This is a genomic window from Nocardioides panaciterrulae (genome assembly GCF_013409645.1).
Taxonomy (GTDB): domain Bacteria; phylum Actinomycetota; class Actinomycetes; order Propionibacteriales; family Nocardioidaceae; genus Nocardioides; species Nocardioides panaciterrulae.
This window is the reverse complement of record NZ_JACCBG010000001.1, coordinates 611,350-628,642: the sequence shown is the minus strand read 5'-3', so window position 1 is coordinate 628,642 and position 17,293 is coordinate 611,350. Positions and strand designations below refer to the sequence as shown.

The 17,293-nt window shown below is 66.8% G+C and carries 16 protein-coding genes; 5 read left to right on the top strand and 11 right to left on the bottom strand.

Annotation, left to right across the window (positions count from 1 at the left end; genetic code table 11):
* Nucleotides 1-25: 25 nt before the first annotated feature.
* The 8 genes from BJZ21_RS21330 to cysC all read right to left on the bottom strand — a co-directional run bounded on the left by BJZ21_RS21330 (nucleotide 26) and on the right by cysC (nucleotide 10,318).
* Nucleotides 26-964 (bottom strand): glycosyltransferase, encoded by a 939-nt coding sequence (locus BJZ21_RS21330; RefSeq protein WP_218851254.1) that lies wholly within the window; start codon nucleotides 962-964, stop codon nucleotides 26-28.
* A gap of 648 nt (nucleotides 965-1,612) precedes the next feature.
* Entirely contained in the window at nucleotides 1,613-2,497 is an 885-nt protein-coding gene (locus BJZ21_RS02915; RefSeq protein ID WP_179662386.1) for a glycosyltransferase, read from the bottom strand.
* A gap of 16 nt (nucleotides 2,498-2,513) precedes the next feature.
* Entirely contained in the window at nucleotides 2,514-3,719 is a 1,206-nt protein-coding gene (locus tag BJZ21_RS21910) for an oligosaccharide flippase family protein (protein ID WP_425490532.1), read from the bottom strand.
* Nucleotides 3,720-3,778: 59 nt separating this feature from the next.
* Complete coding sequence (locus BJZ21_RS02910) at nucleotides 3,779-4,900, bottom strand: hypothetical protein (protein ID WP_179662385.1); 1,122 nt, start codon at nucleotides 4,898-4,900, stop codon at nucleotides 3,779-3,781.
* 212 nt (nucleotides 4,901-5,112) lie between these two features.
* Nucleotides 5,113-6,435, bottom strand: a complete 1,323-nt coding sequence (gene cysN, locus BJZ21_RS02905) for a sulfate adenylyltransferase subunit CysN (protein WP_179662384.1) — start codon at nucleotides 6,433-6,435, stop codon at nucleotides 5,113-5,115.
* Nucleotides 6,435-7,349, bottom strand: a complete 915-nt coding sequence (gene cysD, locus BJZ21_RS02900) for a sulfate adenylyltransferase subunit CysD (RefSeq protein WP_179662383.1) — start codon at nucleotides 7,347-7,349, stop codon at nucleotides 6,435-6,437. Before cysD ends, cysN begins: the two co-directional genes overlap by 1 nt.
* 94 nt (nucleotides 7,350-7,443) lie before the next feature.
* On the bottom strand, nucleotides 7,444-8,451 hold the full coding sequence (locus BJZ21_RS02895) for a sulfite exporter TauE/SafE family protein (protein ID WP_179662382.1): 1,008 nt from the start codon (nucleotides 8,449-8,451) through the stop codon (nucleotides 7,444-7,446).
* Nucleotides 8,452-8,467: 16 nt separating this feature from the next.
* On the bottom strand, nucleotides 8,468-10,318 hold the full coding sequence (gene cysC / locus BJZ21_RS02890; protein WP_343051923.1) for an adenylyl-sulfate kinase: 1,851 nt from the start codon (nucleotides 10,316-10,318) through the stop codon (nucleotides 8,468-8,470).
* A gap of 41 nt (nucleotides 10,319-10,359) precedes the next feature.
* On the opposite strand from cysC, the gene BJZ21_RS02885 reads away from it, so the two are divergent.
* The 5 genes from BJZ21_RS02885 (at nucleotide 10,360) to BJZ21_RS02865 (ending at nucleotide 13,286) form a co-directional block, all read left to right on the top strand.
* Nucleotides 10,360-11,352: an asparaginase gene (locus BJZ21_RS02885; RefSeq protein WP_179662380.1), complete on the top strand. Its 993-nt coding sequence runs from the start codon at nucleotides 10,360-10,362 to the stop codon at nucleotides 11,350-11,352.
* On the top strand, nucleotides 11,352-11,591 hold the full coding sequence (locus BJZ21_RS02880) for a hypothetical protein (RefSeq protein WP_179662379.1): 240 nt from the start codon (nucleotides 11,352-11,354) through the stop codon (nucleotides 11,589-11,591). Before BJZ21_RS02885 ends, BJZ21_RS02880 begins: the two co-directional genes overlap by 1 nt.
* A 136-nt stretch (nucleotides 11,592-11,727) precedes the next feature.
* Entirely contained in the window at nucleotides 11,728-12,120 is a 393-nt protein-coding gene (locus tag BJZ21_RS02875; protein ID WP_179662378.1) for a helix-turn-helix domain-containing protein, read from the top strand.
* A 5-nt stretch (nucleotides 12,121-12,125) separates the two neighbouring features.
* Nucleotides 12,126-12,767, top strand: a complete 642-nt coding sequence (locus BJZ21_RS02870) for a hypothetical protein (protein WP_179662377.1) — start codon at nucleotides 12,126-12,128, stop codon at nucleotides 12,765-12,767.
* Between the two features lie 222 nt (nucleotides 12,768-12,989).
* On the top strand, nucleotides 12,990-13,286 hold the full coding sequence (locus BJZ21_RS02865; protein WP_179662376.1) for a DUF2516 family protein: 297 nt from the start codon (nucleotides 12,990-12,992) through the stop codon (nucleotides 13,284-13,286).
* On the opposite strand, the gene BJZ21_RS02860 is transcribed toward BJZ21_RS02865, so the two are convergent.
* From BJZ21_RS02860 to rfbB, 3 genes are all read right to left on the bottom strand, one after another.
* Nucleotides 13,216-14,658, bottom strand: coding sequence for a polysaccharide biosynthesis tyrosine autokinase (locus BJZ21_RS02860; protein ID WP_179662375.1), 1,443 nt, complete (start codon nucleotides 14,656-14,658; stop codon nucleotides 13,216-13,218). The two genes, BJZ21_RS02865 and BJZ21_RS02860, sit on opposite strands and share 71 nt — an antisense overlap.
* Before the next feature lie 127 nt (nucleotides 14,659-14,785).
* Entirely contained in the window at nucleotides 14,786-16,198 is a 1,413-nt protein-coding gene (gene rfbD / locus BJZ21_RS02855; protein ID WP_179662374.1) for a dTDP-4-dehydrorhamnose reductase, read from the bottom strand.
* The gene (rfbB, locus tag BJZ21_RS02850; RefSeq protein WP_179662373.1) at nucleotides 16,195-17,193 is read right to left on the bottom strand and encodes a dTDP-glucose 4,6-dehydratase; all 999 of its coding nucleotides are present in this window, start codon (nucleotides 17,191-17,193) and stop codon (nucleotides 16,195-16,197) included. The genes rfbD and rfbB overlap by 4 nt, the downstream gene beginning before the upstream one ends.
* Nucleotides 17,194-17,293 lie beyond the last annotated feature (100 nt).

The window sequence follows — 17,293 nt, the reverse complement described above, 5'->3', positions numbered from 1 at the left end:
GGTGGGCGACAGGATGATGAACAAATCATCCATCGCCCGACGACCCGACGTAGTCATGAATATCCAGCAAGTCCAGCATCACCTGCGCTTTGGATTTCCAGGTAAGCCCCGCTGGAATATCTTCAGCGCGGCGGATACGAAATGTACTTTGTGATGCACGCTCATGAATCCAGTCCGCGTGCTGACGCGCTGAATCCCGTATCGTCACGTCGCGCAAGCCCCGCTCAGCCACACCAGAGATCGGCGTGGATAGGACGGGGAGCCCGCATGCCCTGTACTCATAGAGTTTTATGGCATCGCCACCAACTTCGCCCTCCCCGACCCTGTGGGGAATCCAGCCTATATCGAGACGCTGGAGAAATTCAGGCACCCTGGGGTACGGCACGTCTCCGACATGAACTGCGTTACTAGGCAGGGACCTCATGAAAGACCGGGCCCGGCGGTCCATCGTCGGGCCAGCAAAGACGAAATCGCAGTCTTGACACAGGGACATGACCTCCGCGATCAAGTCAAAGTGCAGTCGCGAACCAATTTTGCCCAAGTACCCAACTGTGAGGGGCCCAGTAGCGATCGAGGTAGTAGAGAACCGCTCGGGATCGCAGCCGTTGGGAATCAGAATGGCGTCATCCCGCCCGAATCGCCGAGCGAGGTCCAGCGTGCCCTCGGCGTTGGCAACCACGTTGTCCGCCTCGCCAAAAATCCGCTCGTACGCAGGCCGCACTGAAGACTGAATGCCTCCGAAGGCCGGGTGAATGGTCCAATCGTCAAGGAGATCGACCGTCAGTAAACGGGGACGGATCGAGTCGTCGGCTAGAAGTTTCGCGGCGACCAAGGGATTCCAAGCGATCGCCGGAAGTGCGGCCGACTGACGAGGGAACTCATAATGCCGAACGGATCGTACCCACCATCGCTGACGATCACGAAGCGGAGGAACGGCAATGACGCTCCTCCGGTTGTCCTGCACGCCGGCCAGGGGCCTAGAGTGGCGGAACCACGTCGTGAATTCTTGCCGAGGAAAAGGTTCCGGCCTGGAACGAACATCAACGTGACGGCCACCCTGAAGCAGCTTGACAAACCACTCCAATAGGTGGGCGTCGCGCGTTCGATAACCTTCCGTCACCATTTTGTGGGTCCCGTGCATGGGATACAGGACCAGAGCGGGCCGGCTCCCAAATTCACTTTTCGGGGTCAACGCAGACTCCTGCACAACAATATCGGTTGATGAATAGGGATAGACGCCTGAGGATCGACTTCAGAAACTTTGCCGAAGCCCCCGACGTTCAGGAAGCACCAGCTGTCTGCGACAGGCTATCACTAAAGCATTTTTCGCGCCCAGATCCATGAATTGGCGTACCACGTCCTTGAGGTTACGCACCGCCTCACTTCGGCCCTCAACGACGACCCGAAGCGGTGGCGCGTGCTCGCTAGGAACACTGACGGAGACGAATCGCAACAATGAACGCACCGGTTAACTAAAAGTTCACCTGCAGCATTCCCAAGAGGATCCATCCAACCGCGAGACGCTTCGGATGGGGCGAGCTGAAGGTTCGGGCAGTCAACTCACACACCGTGATCGGCCGCATCACGTCCGGGCCGGGTGCCGAAAGGGAACTCAGAATATGTGTCGGCATTTGCCGGATTCACCGCGGAAGCCGTCCCACAGACCCAAGCCCGCCGCTCGAACTTTTCCGCGGCGATGATCTTCGAGAAGGCATGCCAAAAGATTGCGAATCATAACGCGGCGGACGATCAGTGCAGCCCATCTCGGCTCCCGCAGGCCATATCGCCTCAGCGTGTGGACAAGATTTCTATTGATGTAGTAACGGCGAGCTGCCGAATGGAACGTTGCCGTCGGTCGAAACGGCCCGATTCTGATCTGCCTGGACCCGTCGCCCGCGCCCAGCCTGTGTTCGAGACTAAGCTCAGGGTCGGCCAACACTTGAAGACCGGCTCTACGCATGCGCAGACAGTAGTCAGTGTCAACAGCGTCGATGAATAAGTCTTCGTCAAACAGTCCGATGCGCTGGACCGTTGATTTAGGGATGACCATTCCACTCTGAATGATTTGTGTTGTAGTGACTAGGTCGCTGCCGAGAAAGATGCCCCTAACCTTCCGACCCGAGACGACCCCTGGACCAATGCACCCAAGATTATTCAGATTGGTCCGTCGGAGCGCTCGCATGATTTCGACAACGTACTTATCGCTCGGACTCGAATCTTGGTCGAACGTCATCACGAATTCGGCGCCGCGGCGAATGCAATCTACAACCCCTAAATTCAGGGCCGCCGCAATGCCGGAGTTTATCGGCAAGGAAAGTAAGTGAACTCCCGGAAGTGCGGCAATTTCGCTAAGATACGCCGATCCACCCGGAGGGCTGCCGTCGTCGACGACCACCGTAGGCGCCATACGACCCATGCGAGCGATATTCTCGATTGCGTAAGCATCTGGACAGTAGGTAGGAACGACGATTTCGACGCCAAGCAGCTCGTGACTCATAGAAATCTACGGGCGATTAATCCCGTGCCTCCGTTCCAACTAGTTCTTGGTCCGCATTTTCACGATACAGAGACTTGAGGACTCGAGCCGTTGGATATGCCAACGTCGCGCATACAACGACTTGACTAACCGCCAGTCCAAACGCCGCTCCAGCAGCTCCAGCCATACCCGCACCCAAGGCAATCGCCGGCACGCCAGTCGCTGCACCGGCGAAAGTCCCGATCATCAGTTCCCTCGTCCTGCCAGACGGCGCTAGGACAAATCGCGCCTGCCCTGTGTTGACGGCAACAGCAAAGAAGCAAATGCCAAATGCCAAGGAGGTCGAAGGTTTAATGAAGTGAGGCCCAAAAATCAGATGCGAGGCGGGTGTTCCAATCCAAGCGAGTGTGATCATGCCCATAGCTCCAGCGAGGCTGAGAGCTACCATCGATCTAAGTGCCCGTCGCCCCCGCGTCGCACCCGTAGTCTCCGCTATCCAACTTTGATTAGCATTGCTTACGGCGGACAAACCGCTTAGGCCGATCCTATACAGTCGATCCCCACTACTGTACGAAGATACGCTGGCAGGCGCCGCTTGTGTACTTACTATCGCTGCCGCCGCCGACGCATATAGTCCCGCTGCTCCCTCGACAACCATGGCGGGAAAGCCCCGGACGAGAAGCGAACCAAGACGCTTCGGAAGGTGACCACGCGGGTGAGCCGACTCCCGCCGAAGGGTCATGCCTGCATGCGTTCCCACACCAGCGGCGACAGCGACGAATTGTGTCGCCGGGAAGAGTTCGACTGGCCCACCGAGCCCTATGCATCCTGCAGCCACAACCGCTGCCAAGATACGCGGGAAGAGTTCGAAAATAGCGATTGCTGCTGGCTCGCCCATCCCGATGCAATACCAAGCGATGGACATGCCGTTAAATGTCGATCCCGCCGCGGCTATCGCACTAAGGCTTCGGCCTGCCGCCGGCGCGAGGAATGTCGCCAGCAGTATCGCTGGTGGCGCCACCAGCGCAAAGACAAGAGAGCGAACGGCCAAACTGTCTGCGTAGAGCCGCCGACGTTCATCCCAATCCGATTGCGCAACGGCAGATGGTCCCGTCAGCGACCATCCGTAGTTGACGAAGATAGCCGCGCACGCGCCTACCGAGAGACCGATCGCCAGGCCTGCCCACTGCTGAGAGCCACAATGACGCGCTACAACCGGAATTGCCCCGAAGGAAGCAATCATTCCAAAGAAAGGAAGTGTCGAGAACCCGACAAATCTGCCAATCAGGGAGGATTTCCCTGTCAATCGCTTCTCGACATCCACGACGCAGCGCCAATTGCTGATCCATGGTCCCATCCGAACTGCCGACGACCGAAGATGGCCATGACCTCACGCCTAAATACTTCCCGTTCGGCTGCAACAGACTTTCTGTACTGCGATTGCGCATGCCGAGCAGCCGCGAGATTGGATTGTAGAGATAAGAGGACGTCGGCAGCATTTCGGGAAATGTCACCGTTGGGATTGACTTTATGTTCTGCTGGGATGGGGGTGTCCTGACTGTATGCCCCTGCACCCCGCCGCATCAGCACAACGACCGCGCCCGCCGCGGCAGCTTCTCGTGGCAAACGGTCTTTGCCTGGTTGGTGGCCGAGATCGAGATAGATGTCGCTACGACCGAGAGCACCGTGTACCTCTTCCGTGGACATGCCTTCGATGGCCACCCACTCAATGGTTCCCGCCAATAGCGACTTTACCCCTTCGACATATTCTCCGCCCTTAGCGGGATTGAACGAGATGACGACGCGATCGGCGCGGCGGGGAGTCCCGATCGAGACAAGGGGGGTGTAGTCAGAAAGAGCTGAAGGTAGAATGTCGAAACGGCTGTTTAGATAGCTCCACGCGTACTGCGATTGTGTCAGGTGCTGCACCGCGCCCAGGCCCCTAATTCGCCACTCCAGGGCTGGTGTCCGATGCCCGAGCCAGCGGCGCATGAAATTGGCGAACCCGGGGTCACTGCGGTACGCGCGCTTCTGGCGGTAGGCTCGCTCCGCTTGGAATATTCGAGCGTTGTCGATGCTCAGCCACCAACAGAACTTTTGGGCATTCCGAGATTCGCGCAATTGCCCGACAAGTCTTTCAGGCACTACAACACAGTTGTCCGCGTGGTCGACGACCTCTTGCGCCTCGGGGGCATCGTAAGAGCGGTATTCGGGAACTCGACGCTCGCTGCGCGACCATTCCGTGGGGACCAGATAGGCGGCTATGTCTTGCTCACGCAGTGTGTGGACGAGTTGATGTAAAGCTTCCGGCCCGCCAGTGCGAGAGCCCCTTGGGTAATAAACATAGACGTTTTGAAACGCCCTCTGAACCGGTTCCCGATGCGGCATCGACTCACGCCCCGCATCGTTGGAATATTTGCTCATTGAAGTTCCAATTTGTCAGTAAGAGTTATCACGCCAAGGAGCTATTTCTTCTTACAGGTTAGGCGCATGCCGTTTCAAGGTTTGAGTTGCCGCGTAACACCCTGATACGAGCTCAACTTTTGCACTTGCAGAATTAGCAAGTATCTCGCTTAGGTTCGCATCCGGTCGGGCGCTGCGAAGACGTTCCCACTGTCGACTTGTTGATGCGGACCTCAGTTCCCACTATTTATCATGCCGGCGCCGACGGTGACGCCGGTCGCCTCGTCGATGAGGATGAAGGAGCCGGTGGTGCGGTTCTTCGAATAGGCGTCGCACAGCAGCGGCACGGTGGTGCGCAGCTGGACGCGGCCGATCTCGTTGAGGCCGAGCTCCTTGGTCTCCTGGTCGCGGTGCAGGGTGTTGACGTCCAGGCGGTACTGGATGTCCTTCACCAGCGCGCGGGCGCTGCGGGTGGTGTGCTTGATGGCGAGCTTCTGGCGCGGGCGCAGCGGCTCGTTGGTCATCCAGCAGACCATCGCGTCGATGTCCTGGCTCGGCTTCGGCGCGTTCTTCACCCGGGCGATCATGTCGCCGCGGGAGACGTCAACGTCGTCCTCGAGGCGGACCGTGACCGACATCGGCGGGTACGCCTCGTCGAGGTCGGTGTCGAAGAGGTCGATGGCCTGGATCTTCGAGGTCATGCCCGAGGGCAGCACGACGACCTCGTCGCCCGGCTTCAGCACGCCGCCGGCCACCTGGCCGCCGTAGCCGCGGTAGTCGTGGTGCTCGTCGGACTTCGGGCGCACGACGTACTGCACCGGGAAGCGGACGTCGACCAGGTCGCGGTCGGAGGCCACGTGCACATGCTCGAGGTGGTGCATCAGCGTGGGACCGGAGTACCACGGCATGCTCTCCGAGCGCGTGACCACGTTGTCGCCCTTGAGCGCGGAGATCGGGATGACCTCGAGGTCAGGGATCGCCAGCTTGGTGGCGAACTGGGTGAACTCGGCGTGGATCTTCTCGTAGACCTCCTGGGAGTAGTCCACGAGGTCCATCTTGTTCACCGCGAGCACCAGGTGCGGGACCCGCAAAAGCGAGAGGATCACCGCGTGCCGACGGGACTGCTCGGTCAGGCCCTGGCGGGCGTCGACCAGCACCAGGCCCAGGTCGGCGGTGGAGGCGCCGGTGACCATGTTGCGGGTGTACTGCACGTGGCCCGGGGTGTCGGCGATGATGAACTTGCGGTTCGGGGTCGCGAAGTAGCGGTACGCCACGTCGATCGTGATGCCCTGCTCGCGCTCGGAGCGCAGGCCGTCGGTCAGCAGCGCGAGGTCGGTGTAGTCGTAGCCGCGGGACTGGCTGGTGGCCTCGACGGCCTCGAGCTGGTCCTCGAAGATCGACTTGGAGTCCAGCAGCAGCCGACCGATCAGGGTCGACTTGCCGTCGTCCACGGAGCCTGCGGTGGCGAAGCGCAGCAGGTCCATGTTCGTGGTGACCATCTCGACGGCCTGCTCGCCGGCGCTCGGGTTCGCTGTGTTGGTTTCCTGGGAAGCCATCAGAAGTAGCCCTCCTTCTTGCGGTCCTCCATGGCAGCCTCGGAGAACTTGTCGTCGCCGCGGGTGGCGCCACGCTCGGTCACTCGGGCGACCGCGATCTCCTCGATGACCTCCTCGACGGTGCTCGCCGTGGACTCCACGCAGCCGGTCAGGGAGATGTCGCCGCAGGTGCGGAAGCGCACGGTGCGCTCCTCGGCGACCTCGCCCTCGCGGCAGGGGTTCAGCGGGGTCTCGGTCATCAGCATGCCGTCACGCTCGAAGACCCGGCGCTGGTGGGCGAAGTAGATCGACGGGATCTCGATGCCCTCGCGGGCGATGTAGGCCCACACGTCGAGCTCGGTCCAGTTCGAGATCGGGAAGATCCGCATGTGCTCGCCGGCGTGCAGGCGGCCGTTGAACAGGCTCCACAGCTCGGGGCGCTGGTTCTTCGGGTCCCACTGGCCGAACTCGTCGCGGTGGGAGTAGACGCGCTCCTTGGCGCGGGCCTTCTCCTCGTCGCGGCGACCGCCACCGAAGGCGGCGGTGAAGCCGTTCTCCTCGATCGCGTTCAGCAGCGTGCCGATCTGCAAGCGGTTGCGGGAGGTCTTCCCGTCGTCAACGACGATGCCGTTCTTGATCGCGTCGTCGATGCTCGCGACCACCAGCCGCACGCCGAGGCGGCTGACCCAGCGTTCGCGGGTCTCCATCACCTCGGGGAAGTCCAGGCCGGTCTCGACCTGCATGATCGGGAACGGGATCTTCGCGGGGTAGAACGCCTTCTCCGCGAGGCGGAGCATCACGATGGAGTCCTTGCCCCCCGAGAACATCAGGACGGGCTTCTCGAACTCGGCGGCGACCTCACGGAAGATGTGGATCGACTCCGCCTCCAGCTGGTCGAGCTGACTCAGCCGGTAGTCGGCGTGCGTTTCGGTCATGACAGAAAGGGGACCTCTCCTCGGGACAGCAGCCAGCATCGTATCGGGCTGTGGCCCGGCGGGGACAACCGTGGCGACCGGAGGGTGCGGCGAGTCACTCCGCGGGCTCGTGGTTCCGGCGCTTCCAGCCCGGGCGCTCGAGCTCCGCCACGGTCGGCGCGCCCATGAACGGCAGGCCCTGCTCCTTGCGCAGGAAACCCCAGATGAGCGGCACCACGACCACCATCGCGATCCCGACCAGCCCGATCAGCACCGGGTGGGTCTGGTCCTCGCCGGCACCCAGTGGCGCCCAGCCGGACTTGTCCAGCAGCGCGATGCCCGACATGGTCAGCACGATCACGATGCCGCGGCGGATGAACGACTGCGGCACCTTGGGCGCGATCCTGGCGCCCAGGATCGTGCCCGGGGTGGAGCCGAGCACCAGCGGGATGAGGATCGTCCAGTCCAGGCCGTTGAGGATGATGTTGGAGATCGCGGCGGCGAGCACGAGCGGCACGGCCTGCACCAGGTCGGTGCCGACCAGCTTCACCGCGGACAGGCCCGGGTAGAGCATGAGCAGGGCGATCATGATCACCGAGCCCGAGCCGACGCTGGTGATCCCGACCAGCAGGCCGCCCAGGGCGCCGACGAGCAGGGTGGGGATCGGGCGGACCGGCGGGTTCGGATCGGCGTCACCGACCCCGCTGCGCACCCGGCGCAGGTTGATGTAGAGCCGCAGGGCGTAGGTGGTGGCGGCGAGCAGGAGCGCGAAGCCGATGGCCTCCTTGAGCAGCGTGTCCAGGCTGCCCGGCTCCGGGCCCGCGACCGCGTGGATCAGCCACGGCCCGAGCAGCGCGAACGGCACCGACCCGAGCACCAGCCACTTCGCCAGCGCGAGGTTGGGCGACCCCTCGCGGGCGTGGGTGACGGCGCCGCCGGCCTTGTAGATCGCCGCCGCGGTCACGTCGGCGGTCACCACGGTCGCCGCGCCGCCCACGCCGAGGAAGATCAGCGCCGGGGTCATCAGCGCCCCGCCGCCCATGCCGGTCAGGCCGACCACGATCCCGACCACGAAGCCCGCGGCCAGGATCGAGAAGAACGTGGTCGTGATCAGGTCACCCATAGTGAGTGACCATACTCTATCCAACTAGTGCAGTTAAGATGGCGCGCAGCCGGTCGGTGAGCAGGTCCGCGGCGGCCCGCGCGCCCTCGGGACCGCGTCGGTAGGGGTCCGGCACGTCGAGCGAGGGGTCGGCGCTGCCGCGCCGCTGCGCGACCGCGGCCAGCAGTTCGTGGCCGGTCAGGCCGGTGGCGGAAGTCGTCGCCTCGGCGAACTGGCCCAGCGTGAACACCTTGCGGAAGGCGCCCGGGTGGTCCTCGAGGATGAACGTGCGGTGGGCCGCCTCCGCGGTCAGGACCAGGTCGGCCTCCTCGACCATCGCGGCCGTGAGCGGGCGGCTGCGGAAGCCGTCCGGGGCGACGCCGCCCGGCAGGGTGTCGGCCATGACCGGGTCCATCTCGCTGTCGCGGAAGCCGTGGGTGCCGGCGCTGGCGAACTCGAGGCCGGTCCGGTCGCCCAGCTCGTGGCGGGCGACCAGCTCCATGAACGGGGAGCGGCAGATGTTGGCGGTGCAGACGAAGAGGACCTTGAGGGGCGTCGCGCCGGGTGCGGGGGTCTCGATACGCTCGCTGGCGCTCGCTACTCGACCACCGGAGGACGCGTCGGCGCTCGCTCCTCGACCACCGAATTCGGCGGTGGTGGGCTCTTCGGCGGTGAGGTCGAGGTAGCCGGCATCGCGCAGCGCGACCAGGACGTCGTCGAGGGCGTCATCGATCGTGCGGCCGGTGGTGTCGACGCGGACGTCGGCGTCGTCGGGCTCCTCGTAGGGCGACGAGATGCCGGTGAACTCGGGGATCTCGCCGCGGCGGGCCTTGGCGTAGAGGCCCTTGCGGTCCCGTCGCTCGCACTCCTCCAACGGGGTGGCCACGTGGACCAGGAAGAACGCGCCGCCGGCCTCGTCGACCATCGCCCGCACGTCCTGGCGGGTCGCGTCGAAGGGGGCGATCGGGCTGCAGACCGCGACGCCGCCGTGCCGGGAGATCTCCGCGGCCACCCAGCCGATCCGGCGGATGTTGGTCTCCCGGTCCTCCTTGGAGAACGTCAGCCCGGCCGAGAGGTGGCGGCGCACCACATCGCCGTCGAGCGTGGTCACCGTGCGCTCGCCGTGCTCGAGCAGTCGGTCCACGAGCGCGCGGGCCAGCGTGGACTTGCCGCTGCCGGACAGACCCGTGAAGAAGAGCACCAGACCCTGGCGCTCGGGCGTCGGCTGGTCGAAATCGACGATCTCGGCGATGTCGGCCGGAGGTTCGGAGTCGTCATCGGTCGACGACAGGGCCAGCACCGGGTTGTGGCCGGCGTAATTGGCGACCACCCGGTGGCCCAGGGCGTGGTCGGCCTCGGCGTCGCCGTGCGCGGCGAGCGGGACGGCGACCACGGCCGCCCCCGGGAGGTGTCCGGCCGCCGCGAGCGTCGCGCGGAGCAGTGCGACCGGCGAGAGCGCCGGGGTGCCGTGGCCGACCAGGGCCAGCAGCACGAGCGGTCCCACCTCTGCGAGTTGGTCGAGCTGGGCCCGGGTGAGCGCGTCGTCGACGGGAACGAACGTGCGGCCGGCGTACTGCTCCAGGGCCTGGCGCGGAGTCAGGTAGTGGCTACGGAACGGTCCGAACTGCGCGTGCGTGAGCGTTTCGATCTCGCCGCCGGGCACCGACACGCGGGCGAGCGGCAGGCCCTCGGGGTCCACCAGCTCCACCGCCCCGGCGGCCGCCGCCTGGGCGTTCACCTGCTCGGGGAGGGTGAGCGTGACCGGGCTCCCGGGCTCGTTGAACGCGGTCGTCGGCGCCAGGGCGCCGTGCACCAGCAGCTCGAGGTCGTCGAGCTCGCGGGGCGTGGGGCAGTGCTGGGGGACGGGCGGCGAGGCGGGGGTCGACACGGGCAGCATCCTGCCACCCGCGGCTGGCTACGCTGCGGGGCATGTCTGCAGCTGCCTCCGCCGCCCCCGTGCCCGTCGCCGAGATCGTCCGCTCCGGGTTCGTGGAGGGCCACCACTACGGCTCCCTGGTCGCCCTCGGCCAGGACGGCGAGGTGGACTGGTCGGTCGGCGCGGTGGCCGTGCCGGTGCTGCCGCGGTCGTGCAACAAGCCGCTCCAGGCCCTCGGCATGGTGCGGCTGGGCCTCGACCTGCCGCCCGAGCTGCTGGCGCTGGCCTGCGCCTCGCACTCCGGTGAGGACTTCCACATCGAGGGCGCGCGCCGGATCCTGGGCTCGGCCGGGCTGGGCGAGTCGGCGCTGCAGACCCCGCCGGACTGGCCGCTCGACGACGAGGCCCGCCTCCGGCTGATCCGCGACGGCGGCGAGAAGTCGCGCATCCACATGAACTGCTCGGGCAAGCACTCGGCGATGCTGGCCACCTGTGTCGTCAACGGCTGGGACACCGCCAGCTACCTGGACCCGCAGCACCCGCTGCAGCAGGTCATTCTCGAGACCTTCGCCGAGATGACGGGGGAGCGCGTCGAGCAGGTCGCCGTCGACGGCTGCGGCGCCCCGCTCCTGTCCACCTCGCTGATCGGCCTGGCCCGCGCCTTCCGGCGCCTCGCGCTCGGGCTGGACGGCAACGACAAGCCCGACGAGCGCTCGCAGCGGATCACCGACGCGATCCGCCAGCACCCGGCGTCGGTCTCGGGGACCACCCGCGACGAGCGCGAGCTGCTCACCGCCATCCCCGGCTCGATCGGCAAGGCCGGGGCTGAGTCCTGCTACGCGGTCGCGCTGGCGGACGGACGCGCGTTCGCGCTCAAGACCGACGACGGCGCCGCCCGGGTGCGCCCGGTGCTGATGGCCGAGATGCTCCGGCGGGCCGGGGTGCCCGAGGAGGACGGCGTCGACGCCGACGCGGTGCGGCGCACGGGGGTCGTGGAGCTGCTCGGCGGCGGCCGACCCGTGGGCGAGATCCGAGCCAGCTTCTGATGCTGGCGGGGCTGGTGCTCGCGGGACTCGTGGTGCTGGCCGCCGTCGCACCCCAGACGGGGCGGATCGGGGCGATCGCCCTCGGGTTGACCTCGGTGGTGTGGCTGCTCGTCGACCAGTCCGTCGAGGGCGTCGTGGTGCTGACGGTCACCCGCACTCACGGACTGACGTCCTCGGACCTCGCCGGGATCGCCGGACTCGGGGTTGCCGGATGGTTGTTCTTCTGGCCCCGGGACTAGTGGTTACGTTGGTTGCCGTGGCTAGCGGGGCTGGAGTGCCCAGAAGTCCATGTTTCATTGGGATTTTCACTCAGGTGTGAACGGCTTCACCCTCGTTCTGCTTGCATTTGCTAACTCCTGCTAGCAGGGTGGAGGTATGGCAAAGGGAAGGGTCGGCAAGACCGTCGGGAACCTCGGCGACTACCTCAGGGAGCAGCGCGTCGCCGCGCAGCTGTCCCTGCGGCAGCTCGCTGAGCAGGCCGGCGTCTCCAACCCCTACCTGAGCCAGATCGAGCGTGGTCTGCGCCGGCCCTCGGCCGAGGTGCTGCAACAGATCGCCAGGGCGCTGCGCATCTCCGCCGAGCAGCTCTACATCCGCGCAGGGATCCTCAGCCCCGAGGATGGCGTCGGAGGCTCCGTGGAGCTGGCGGTGCTCAACGACACCGGGCTCACCGAGCGGCAGAAGCAGTCGCTGCTCGACGTCTACGCGTCGTTCCTCGCGCTCAATGCCAGGACCGAGAGCGAAACCGACAACCCCTCCAAGGAGTGATCGACATGGCCAAGGCCAAGTTCGACATCAAGACCGAAGCTGCCCGCCCGCTCTACGCCGGCGTGGGCGTCACCGACCTCGCCGTGGAGTACGTCCGCGGCTACGTCGCCGGCGTGCAGAAGAACGTCTCCGGCCTCGACGTGAAGCCGCAGGCGCTGCGTGACCGGGCCCTTACGACGGTGAACGGCCGGGTCGAGGCGCTCTCCAAGGACGCCAAGGCCCGCCGCGACGCGATCGAGTCGCGCGTCGCCGAGCTGCAGTCCGACGCCCGCGAGCTGCCCGGCCGCGTCCAGGCGCTGCTCAACGACAACGTCGCCACCGTGACCAGCGCCTACGAGGACCTCGCCAAGCGCGGCGAGACGCTCGTGGGCCGGATCCGCCGCCAGGAGTCCACCAAGGCCACGACCACCGCGGCGAAGACGACGACCGCGAAGGCCAAGACCACGTCGACCCAGGCGAAGAAGACCGCCAAGAAGACGACGAAGACGGCCGCCTCCGGCGCGAAGTCGACCGCCAAGAAGGCCTCGACCACCGCCAAGAAGTCGTCGGCGAAGCCCAGCGCCAAGGCGACCGCCACCGCCGCGAAGGCCACCGCGTCGAACGCCGCCACCGCGGCGACCCAAGCGGCTGAGAAGGTCGGCGACTGAAGAGCACCCCGCGATGAGCAGCTGAGGCTGTTCTGACGGCGAGACCCCCGGAATCTTGTGGTTCCGGGGGTCTTTCGTGTCAGCGGGTCTCGATACGCTCGCTGGCGCTCGCTACTCGACCAGCGATCAGGTGCTGGCTACTCGACCACCGATCGGCTTCTGGCGCTTGCTGTTCGAGGAACGAGGCACGCCGGGGCGTCGGACGGCGGTTAGGCTGGTCGGGTGCTGAACGTGTTTGCCCTCGAGCTCGGGGTCGTGCTGATCGTGGACCTGGTGCTGCTGGCGGTCAAGGTCTTCGCCTTCGTCAACTCCCTGACCTGGTCGGGGCAGCACTACACGGCGGCGAACAAGCTGACCAAGCCGGCCTGGACGATCATCCTTGGGCTTGGGCTGGTGCTTCAGCTGTTGATGCTGCGGTCCTCGCCGATCAACCTGCTCAGCCTGGCGTTCACGATCGCCGCTTTCGTCTACCTTGCCGACGTTCGTCCCGCGCTTGCTTCGTTGAGTCGCCGCCGCTGACCTGGTCTTGCGCGTAGCTGTAGCCGTAGGAGTACCCGTAACCGTAGCCGTAGCTGCGGCCGGTGCGGCGCGCCGGCGCCAGGTTGATCACCACGCCGACGACCTTGGCATCGACCGCCTCGACCCGCTCGATGGCGTGGCGGAGCTGGTCGCGAGTGGTCTTGCCGTGCCGCACCACGACCAGCGCGCCGTCGGCCTGGGAGGCCAGCAGTGCGGCGTCGGTGACCGGCAGCAGCGGCGGCGCGTCGAGGATCACCACATCGAACTGGTCGCGCAGCTCGCCGAGCATCTTCTCCATGGCCACCGACTGCAGCAGCTCCGACGGGTTCGGCGGGATCGGGCCACAGGTGAGGACCTGCAGGCCGGTGTCGGCATACTCCTGGAGGGCGTCGGCGAGCTGGACCTTTCCGATCAGCACGCTGGTGGTGCCGACCGCGCCGTCGAGGCTCAGCCGGTTGGCGATCAGTGGTCGGCGCAGGTCGCACTCGATGAGCGCCACGCGCTGCTTGGCCATTGCCAGCGTGATCGCCAGGTTGACCGCGGTCGTCGACTTGCCCTCGCCTGGCAGCGAGCTCGAGACGACGAAGATCCGTTGCGGACGATCCACCTCGACGAACTGCATGTTCGTGCGCAGCACCCGGAAGGCTTCCGCCCACGGCGTCACGTCGCGCAGCACGTCGGCGGGGGCGACCTTCACGGCGTTGGGGTCGGTGCCGATGTGGCCGAGGATCGGGGCCTCGGTGACCTCGCCGACGTCCTCGGCGTTGGACACGGAGGTGTCCAGCAGTTCGCGCAACACCGCCACGCCGACGCCGAGCAGCAGGCCGAGCACGATCGCGAGCCCCAGGTTGCGCACGGGCTGGGGGCTGACCGGAGTGGTCGTGCGCTCCGCATTGTCGACGATCGAGGCCTTGATCAGCGGTCGCTTCTTGCCGTCGGGGGTCTCGAGGCCGGCGATGTAGTTGCTGAGTTCCTCGGCGTAGGCCTGGGCGATGTCCCGTGCCGTCGTGGGGTCGGGGTCGGTCGCGGTGATCGTCAGGAGGACGGTGTCGGGGTCGACCGTCGCGGTCACCTCGTCACGCAGCTCATCGGGCGTGTAGGTGCTGCCGAGGTCATCTGCGACTCGCGAAGCGAGCTTCCGGGTGTCGACGATCTTGGCGTAGGAGCTGATCCGCTGCGTGGCGAACAGGCTGCCCTGGTAGGCCTGGCTCGCGTCCGTCGGGCTTGTGGAGACGAAGATCTGTGCCGAGGAGGAGTACTGCGGCGTCGCCGAGAACGTGAACACCGAGGCGGCGGCCACCGTGAGCAGCAGGCAGAGGATGACGACCTTCCACCGTCGACGGAGGGTGCGCCAGTAGTCCTTCAGTTCCACGTCAGTCCCGTCTGGTTGTGCGTCGTGGCGGCGTCACTCTATCGGGGATCTCCGCTCCAGTCGGATCCGGAGGCTACTGACGGGTAATGAAGGGCCTGTGCTGGGGACGGGTGAATCGGGTCCGCGGCTACTCGGCAGCGAGATAGCTACGCAGCGCCGAGCGTGCGTCGGCCGGGTCGAAGCCGGCGGCCTGGAGGCGGGAGAGGTCGAGCACACTGTGTCGCGGCCGGGGCGCGACGGCGGCGTACTGCGCGCTGCTGATCTCGGTGACGTCGCCGGGGTCGCGGCCGCTCAGCGCGAACACCTCGCGCGCGATGTCGGCCCAGGACGTCGGGGCGCCGCCGTTGGTGACGTTGTAGGTGCCGTAGGCGGCGCGGGTCTCCAGCAGGTGCCGGGTGGCGCGGGCCAGCTCGTCGGCGAAGGTCAGCCGCCCGACCTGGTCGCCCACCACGCGCGGGGAGGCGCCGGTGCGAGCGAGCCGCCGCATCGTGCGGACGAAGTTGTGGCCCTGGCCGACCACCCACGAGGAGCGCACGACGTAGTGCCGCGGTGCGGTGGCGGCGGCCAGGTCGCCGGCCGCCTTGCTCTGCCCGTAGACGCCGAGCGGGGAGAGCGGCTCGTCCTCGGAGTGCAGCTCGGCATGGCCGTCGAAGACGTAGTCGGTGGAGTAGTGCACCAGCGTCAGCCGGTGCTCCCGGGCGATCCGGGCCAGCAGCCCCGGGGCGGTGGCGTTGACCGCCCAGGCGCTGGGCCGGCCCTCGGCGGACTCGGCGACGTCGACCGCGGTGTAGGCGGCGGCGTTCAGCACCACGGCGTACTCGTGCCAGGGCCAGGCCGCCAGCGCCGCCGCGTCGGTGATGTCGAGCTCGTGGCGGCCCACGGCGTGCGCCTCGGGGAACGCGGTGGCCAGGGCTCGACCCAGCTGGCCCTGGGCGCCGGTGATCAGGGTCTTCAGCGGCGGCACGGGGATGGCCTCGGCCAGCGGCGGGTTGGCGCGGTCCTTCGGGGAGACTCGGGCGCCGCGGTCCAGCGCGATCGGCCACGGCACGTCGAGCTCCGGGTCGGCCAGGTTCACCGCCGGGTAGCCGACCCCGGGCCGCCAGTGGTCGTTGACGAGGTAGCAGTAGGCGGTGCCGTCCTCCAGCGACTGGTAGGCGTTGGCGACCCCCCGGGGCACGAACACGGCCACGGTGGGGTCGATGCGCACCTGTGCGGTCCGGCCGAAGCTGGGGCCGGGGCGCAGGTCCACCCAGGCGCCGAAGACCGAGCCGTGCGCCACCGTGACCAGCTTGTCCCACGGCTCGGCGTGGAAGCCCCGGGTGGTGCCGCGCTGTGCGTTCCACGACATGTTCTGCTGGACCGGCTCGAAGTCCGGCAGCCCGAGCGCGGTCATCGCCTGGCGCTGCCAGGCCTCCTTGAACCAGCCGCGCAGGTCGTGGTGGACCGGCAGCTGCAGCACCAGCAGTCCCGGCAGCGCCGTCTCCTGGACGCTCAGCGGGGCGGGTGCGAGGTCCAGCGCCAGCTCGGCCGCGGCGTTCATTGGCCCACCGCCGCGTAGGCCGCCTCGCTTGCCGCCTTGTGCCGGCGCCACCAGGGCTCGTGGACGCGGTACCAGTCGACCGTGGTCGCCAGGCCCGCCTCGAAGTCGGCGTACTGGGGCTCCCAGCCCAGCTCGCGGCGGATCTTGGCGGCGTCGATCGCGTAGCGCAGGTCGTGGCCGACCCGGTCCAGGACCGTGTCGTAGTCGTCGGGGTCCCGGTCGAAGAGGCGCAGCAGGGTCCGCACCACCTCCAGGTTGTTGCGCTCCCCGTCCGCCCCGACCAGGTAGGTCTCGCCGATCCGGCCGGACCGGAGGATCGCCAGGATCGCCGCGCAGTGGTCGTCGACGTGGATCCAGTCGCGGACGTGGCACCCCGCGCCGTAGACGCGGGGCCGCCCCCGGTCGATCAGCGTGGTGATCTGTCGGGGGATGAACTTCTCCACGTGCTGCCAGGGGCCGTAGTTGTTGGAGCAGTTGGAGATCGTCGCCCGGACCCCGAAGCTGCGCATCCAGGCGCGGACCAGGTGGTCCGAGCTCGCCTTCGAGGCGGAGTAGGGGCTGCTCGGACGGTAGGGGGTGTCCTCGGTGAACCGGGCCGGGTCGTCGAGCGGCAGGTCGCCGTACACCTCGTCGGTGGAGACGTGGTGGAAGCGGGCGCCGGTGCGCCGGACCGCCTCGAGCAGCGTGAACGTGCCCAGGATGTTGGTGGTCACGAAGGGCGCCGGCTGGGTCAGCGAGTTGTCGTTGTGGGACTCCGCCGCGAAGTGCACGACGGTGTCGTGCATGGCGACCAGCGGCTCCACGACGTCGGCGTGGGCGATGTCCCCGGGCACGAGCCGGACCCGCGACCCGGGCAGGCCGACCAGCGCCTCGGTGCTCGCGGCGTAGGTGAGCTTGTCGAGCACCGTGACCCGGGCATCGGTCTGTGAGACGAGGTGGCGCACGAAGTTCGCACCGATGAAGCCGGCGCCGCCGGTGACGAGGACTCGTTCCACGTCGCGAACCTAGGTCGGCGGCAGGGTGCCGGACCGGGTCCGGGGCTGCGGCTACGCCATGTTGGGGATCGTCACCCGGGACCCCCCGACCGGCGCCGTC

Bases quoted from the DNA above. Each gene is read 5' to 3' on its own strand.
- BJZ21_RS02915 (WP_179662386.1), bottom strand. From the start codon at position 2,497: ATGAGTCACGAGCTGCTTGGCGTCGAAATCGTCGTTCCTACCTACTGT.
- BJZ21_RS21910 (WP_425490532.1), bottom strand. From the start codon at position 3,719: ATGATTGCTTCCTTCGGGGCAATTCCGGTTGTAGCGCGTCATTGTGGC.
- BJZ21_RS02910 (WP_179662385.1), bottom strand. From the start codon at position 4,900: ATGAGCAAATATTCCAACGATGCGGGGCGTGAGTCGATGCCGCATCGG.
- cysN (WP_179662384.1), bottom strand. From the start codon at position 6,435: ATGGCTTCCCAGGAAACCAACACAGCGAACCCGAGCGCCGGCGAGCAG.
- cysD (WP_179662383.1), bottom strand. From the start codon at position 7,349: ATGACCGAAACGCACGCCGACTACCGGCTGAGTCAGCTCGACCAGCTG.
- BJZ21_RS02895 (WP_179662382.1), bottom strand. From the start codon at position 8,451: ATGGGTGACCTGATCACGACCACGTTCTTCTCGATCCTGGCCGCGGGC.
- BJZ21_RS02885 (WP_179662380.1), top strand. From the start codon at position 10,360: ATGTCTGCAGCTGCCTCCGCCGCCCCCGTGCCCGTCGCCGAGATCGTC.
- BJZ21_RS02880 (WP_179662379.1), top strand. From the start codon at position 11,352: ATGCTGGCGGGGCTGGTGCTCGCGGGACTCGTGGTGCTGGCCGCCGTC.
- BJZ21_RS02875 (WP_179662378.1), top strand. From the start codon at position 11,728: ATGGCAAAGGGAAGGGTCGGCAAGACCGTCGGGAACCTCGGCGACTAC.
- BJZ21_RS02870 (WP_179662377.1), top strand. From the start codon at position 12,126: ATGGCCAAGGCCAAGTTCGACATCAAGACCGAAGCTGCCCGCCCGCTC.
- rfbD (WP_179662374.1), bottom strand. From the start codon at position 16,198: ATGAACGCCGCGGCCGAGCTGGCGCTGGACCTCGCACCCGCCCCGCTG.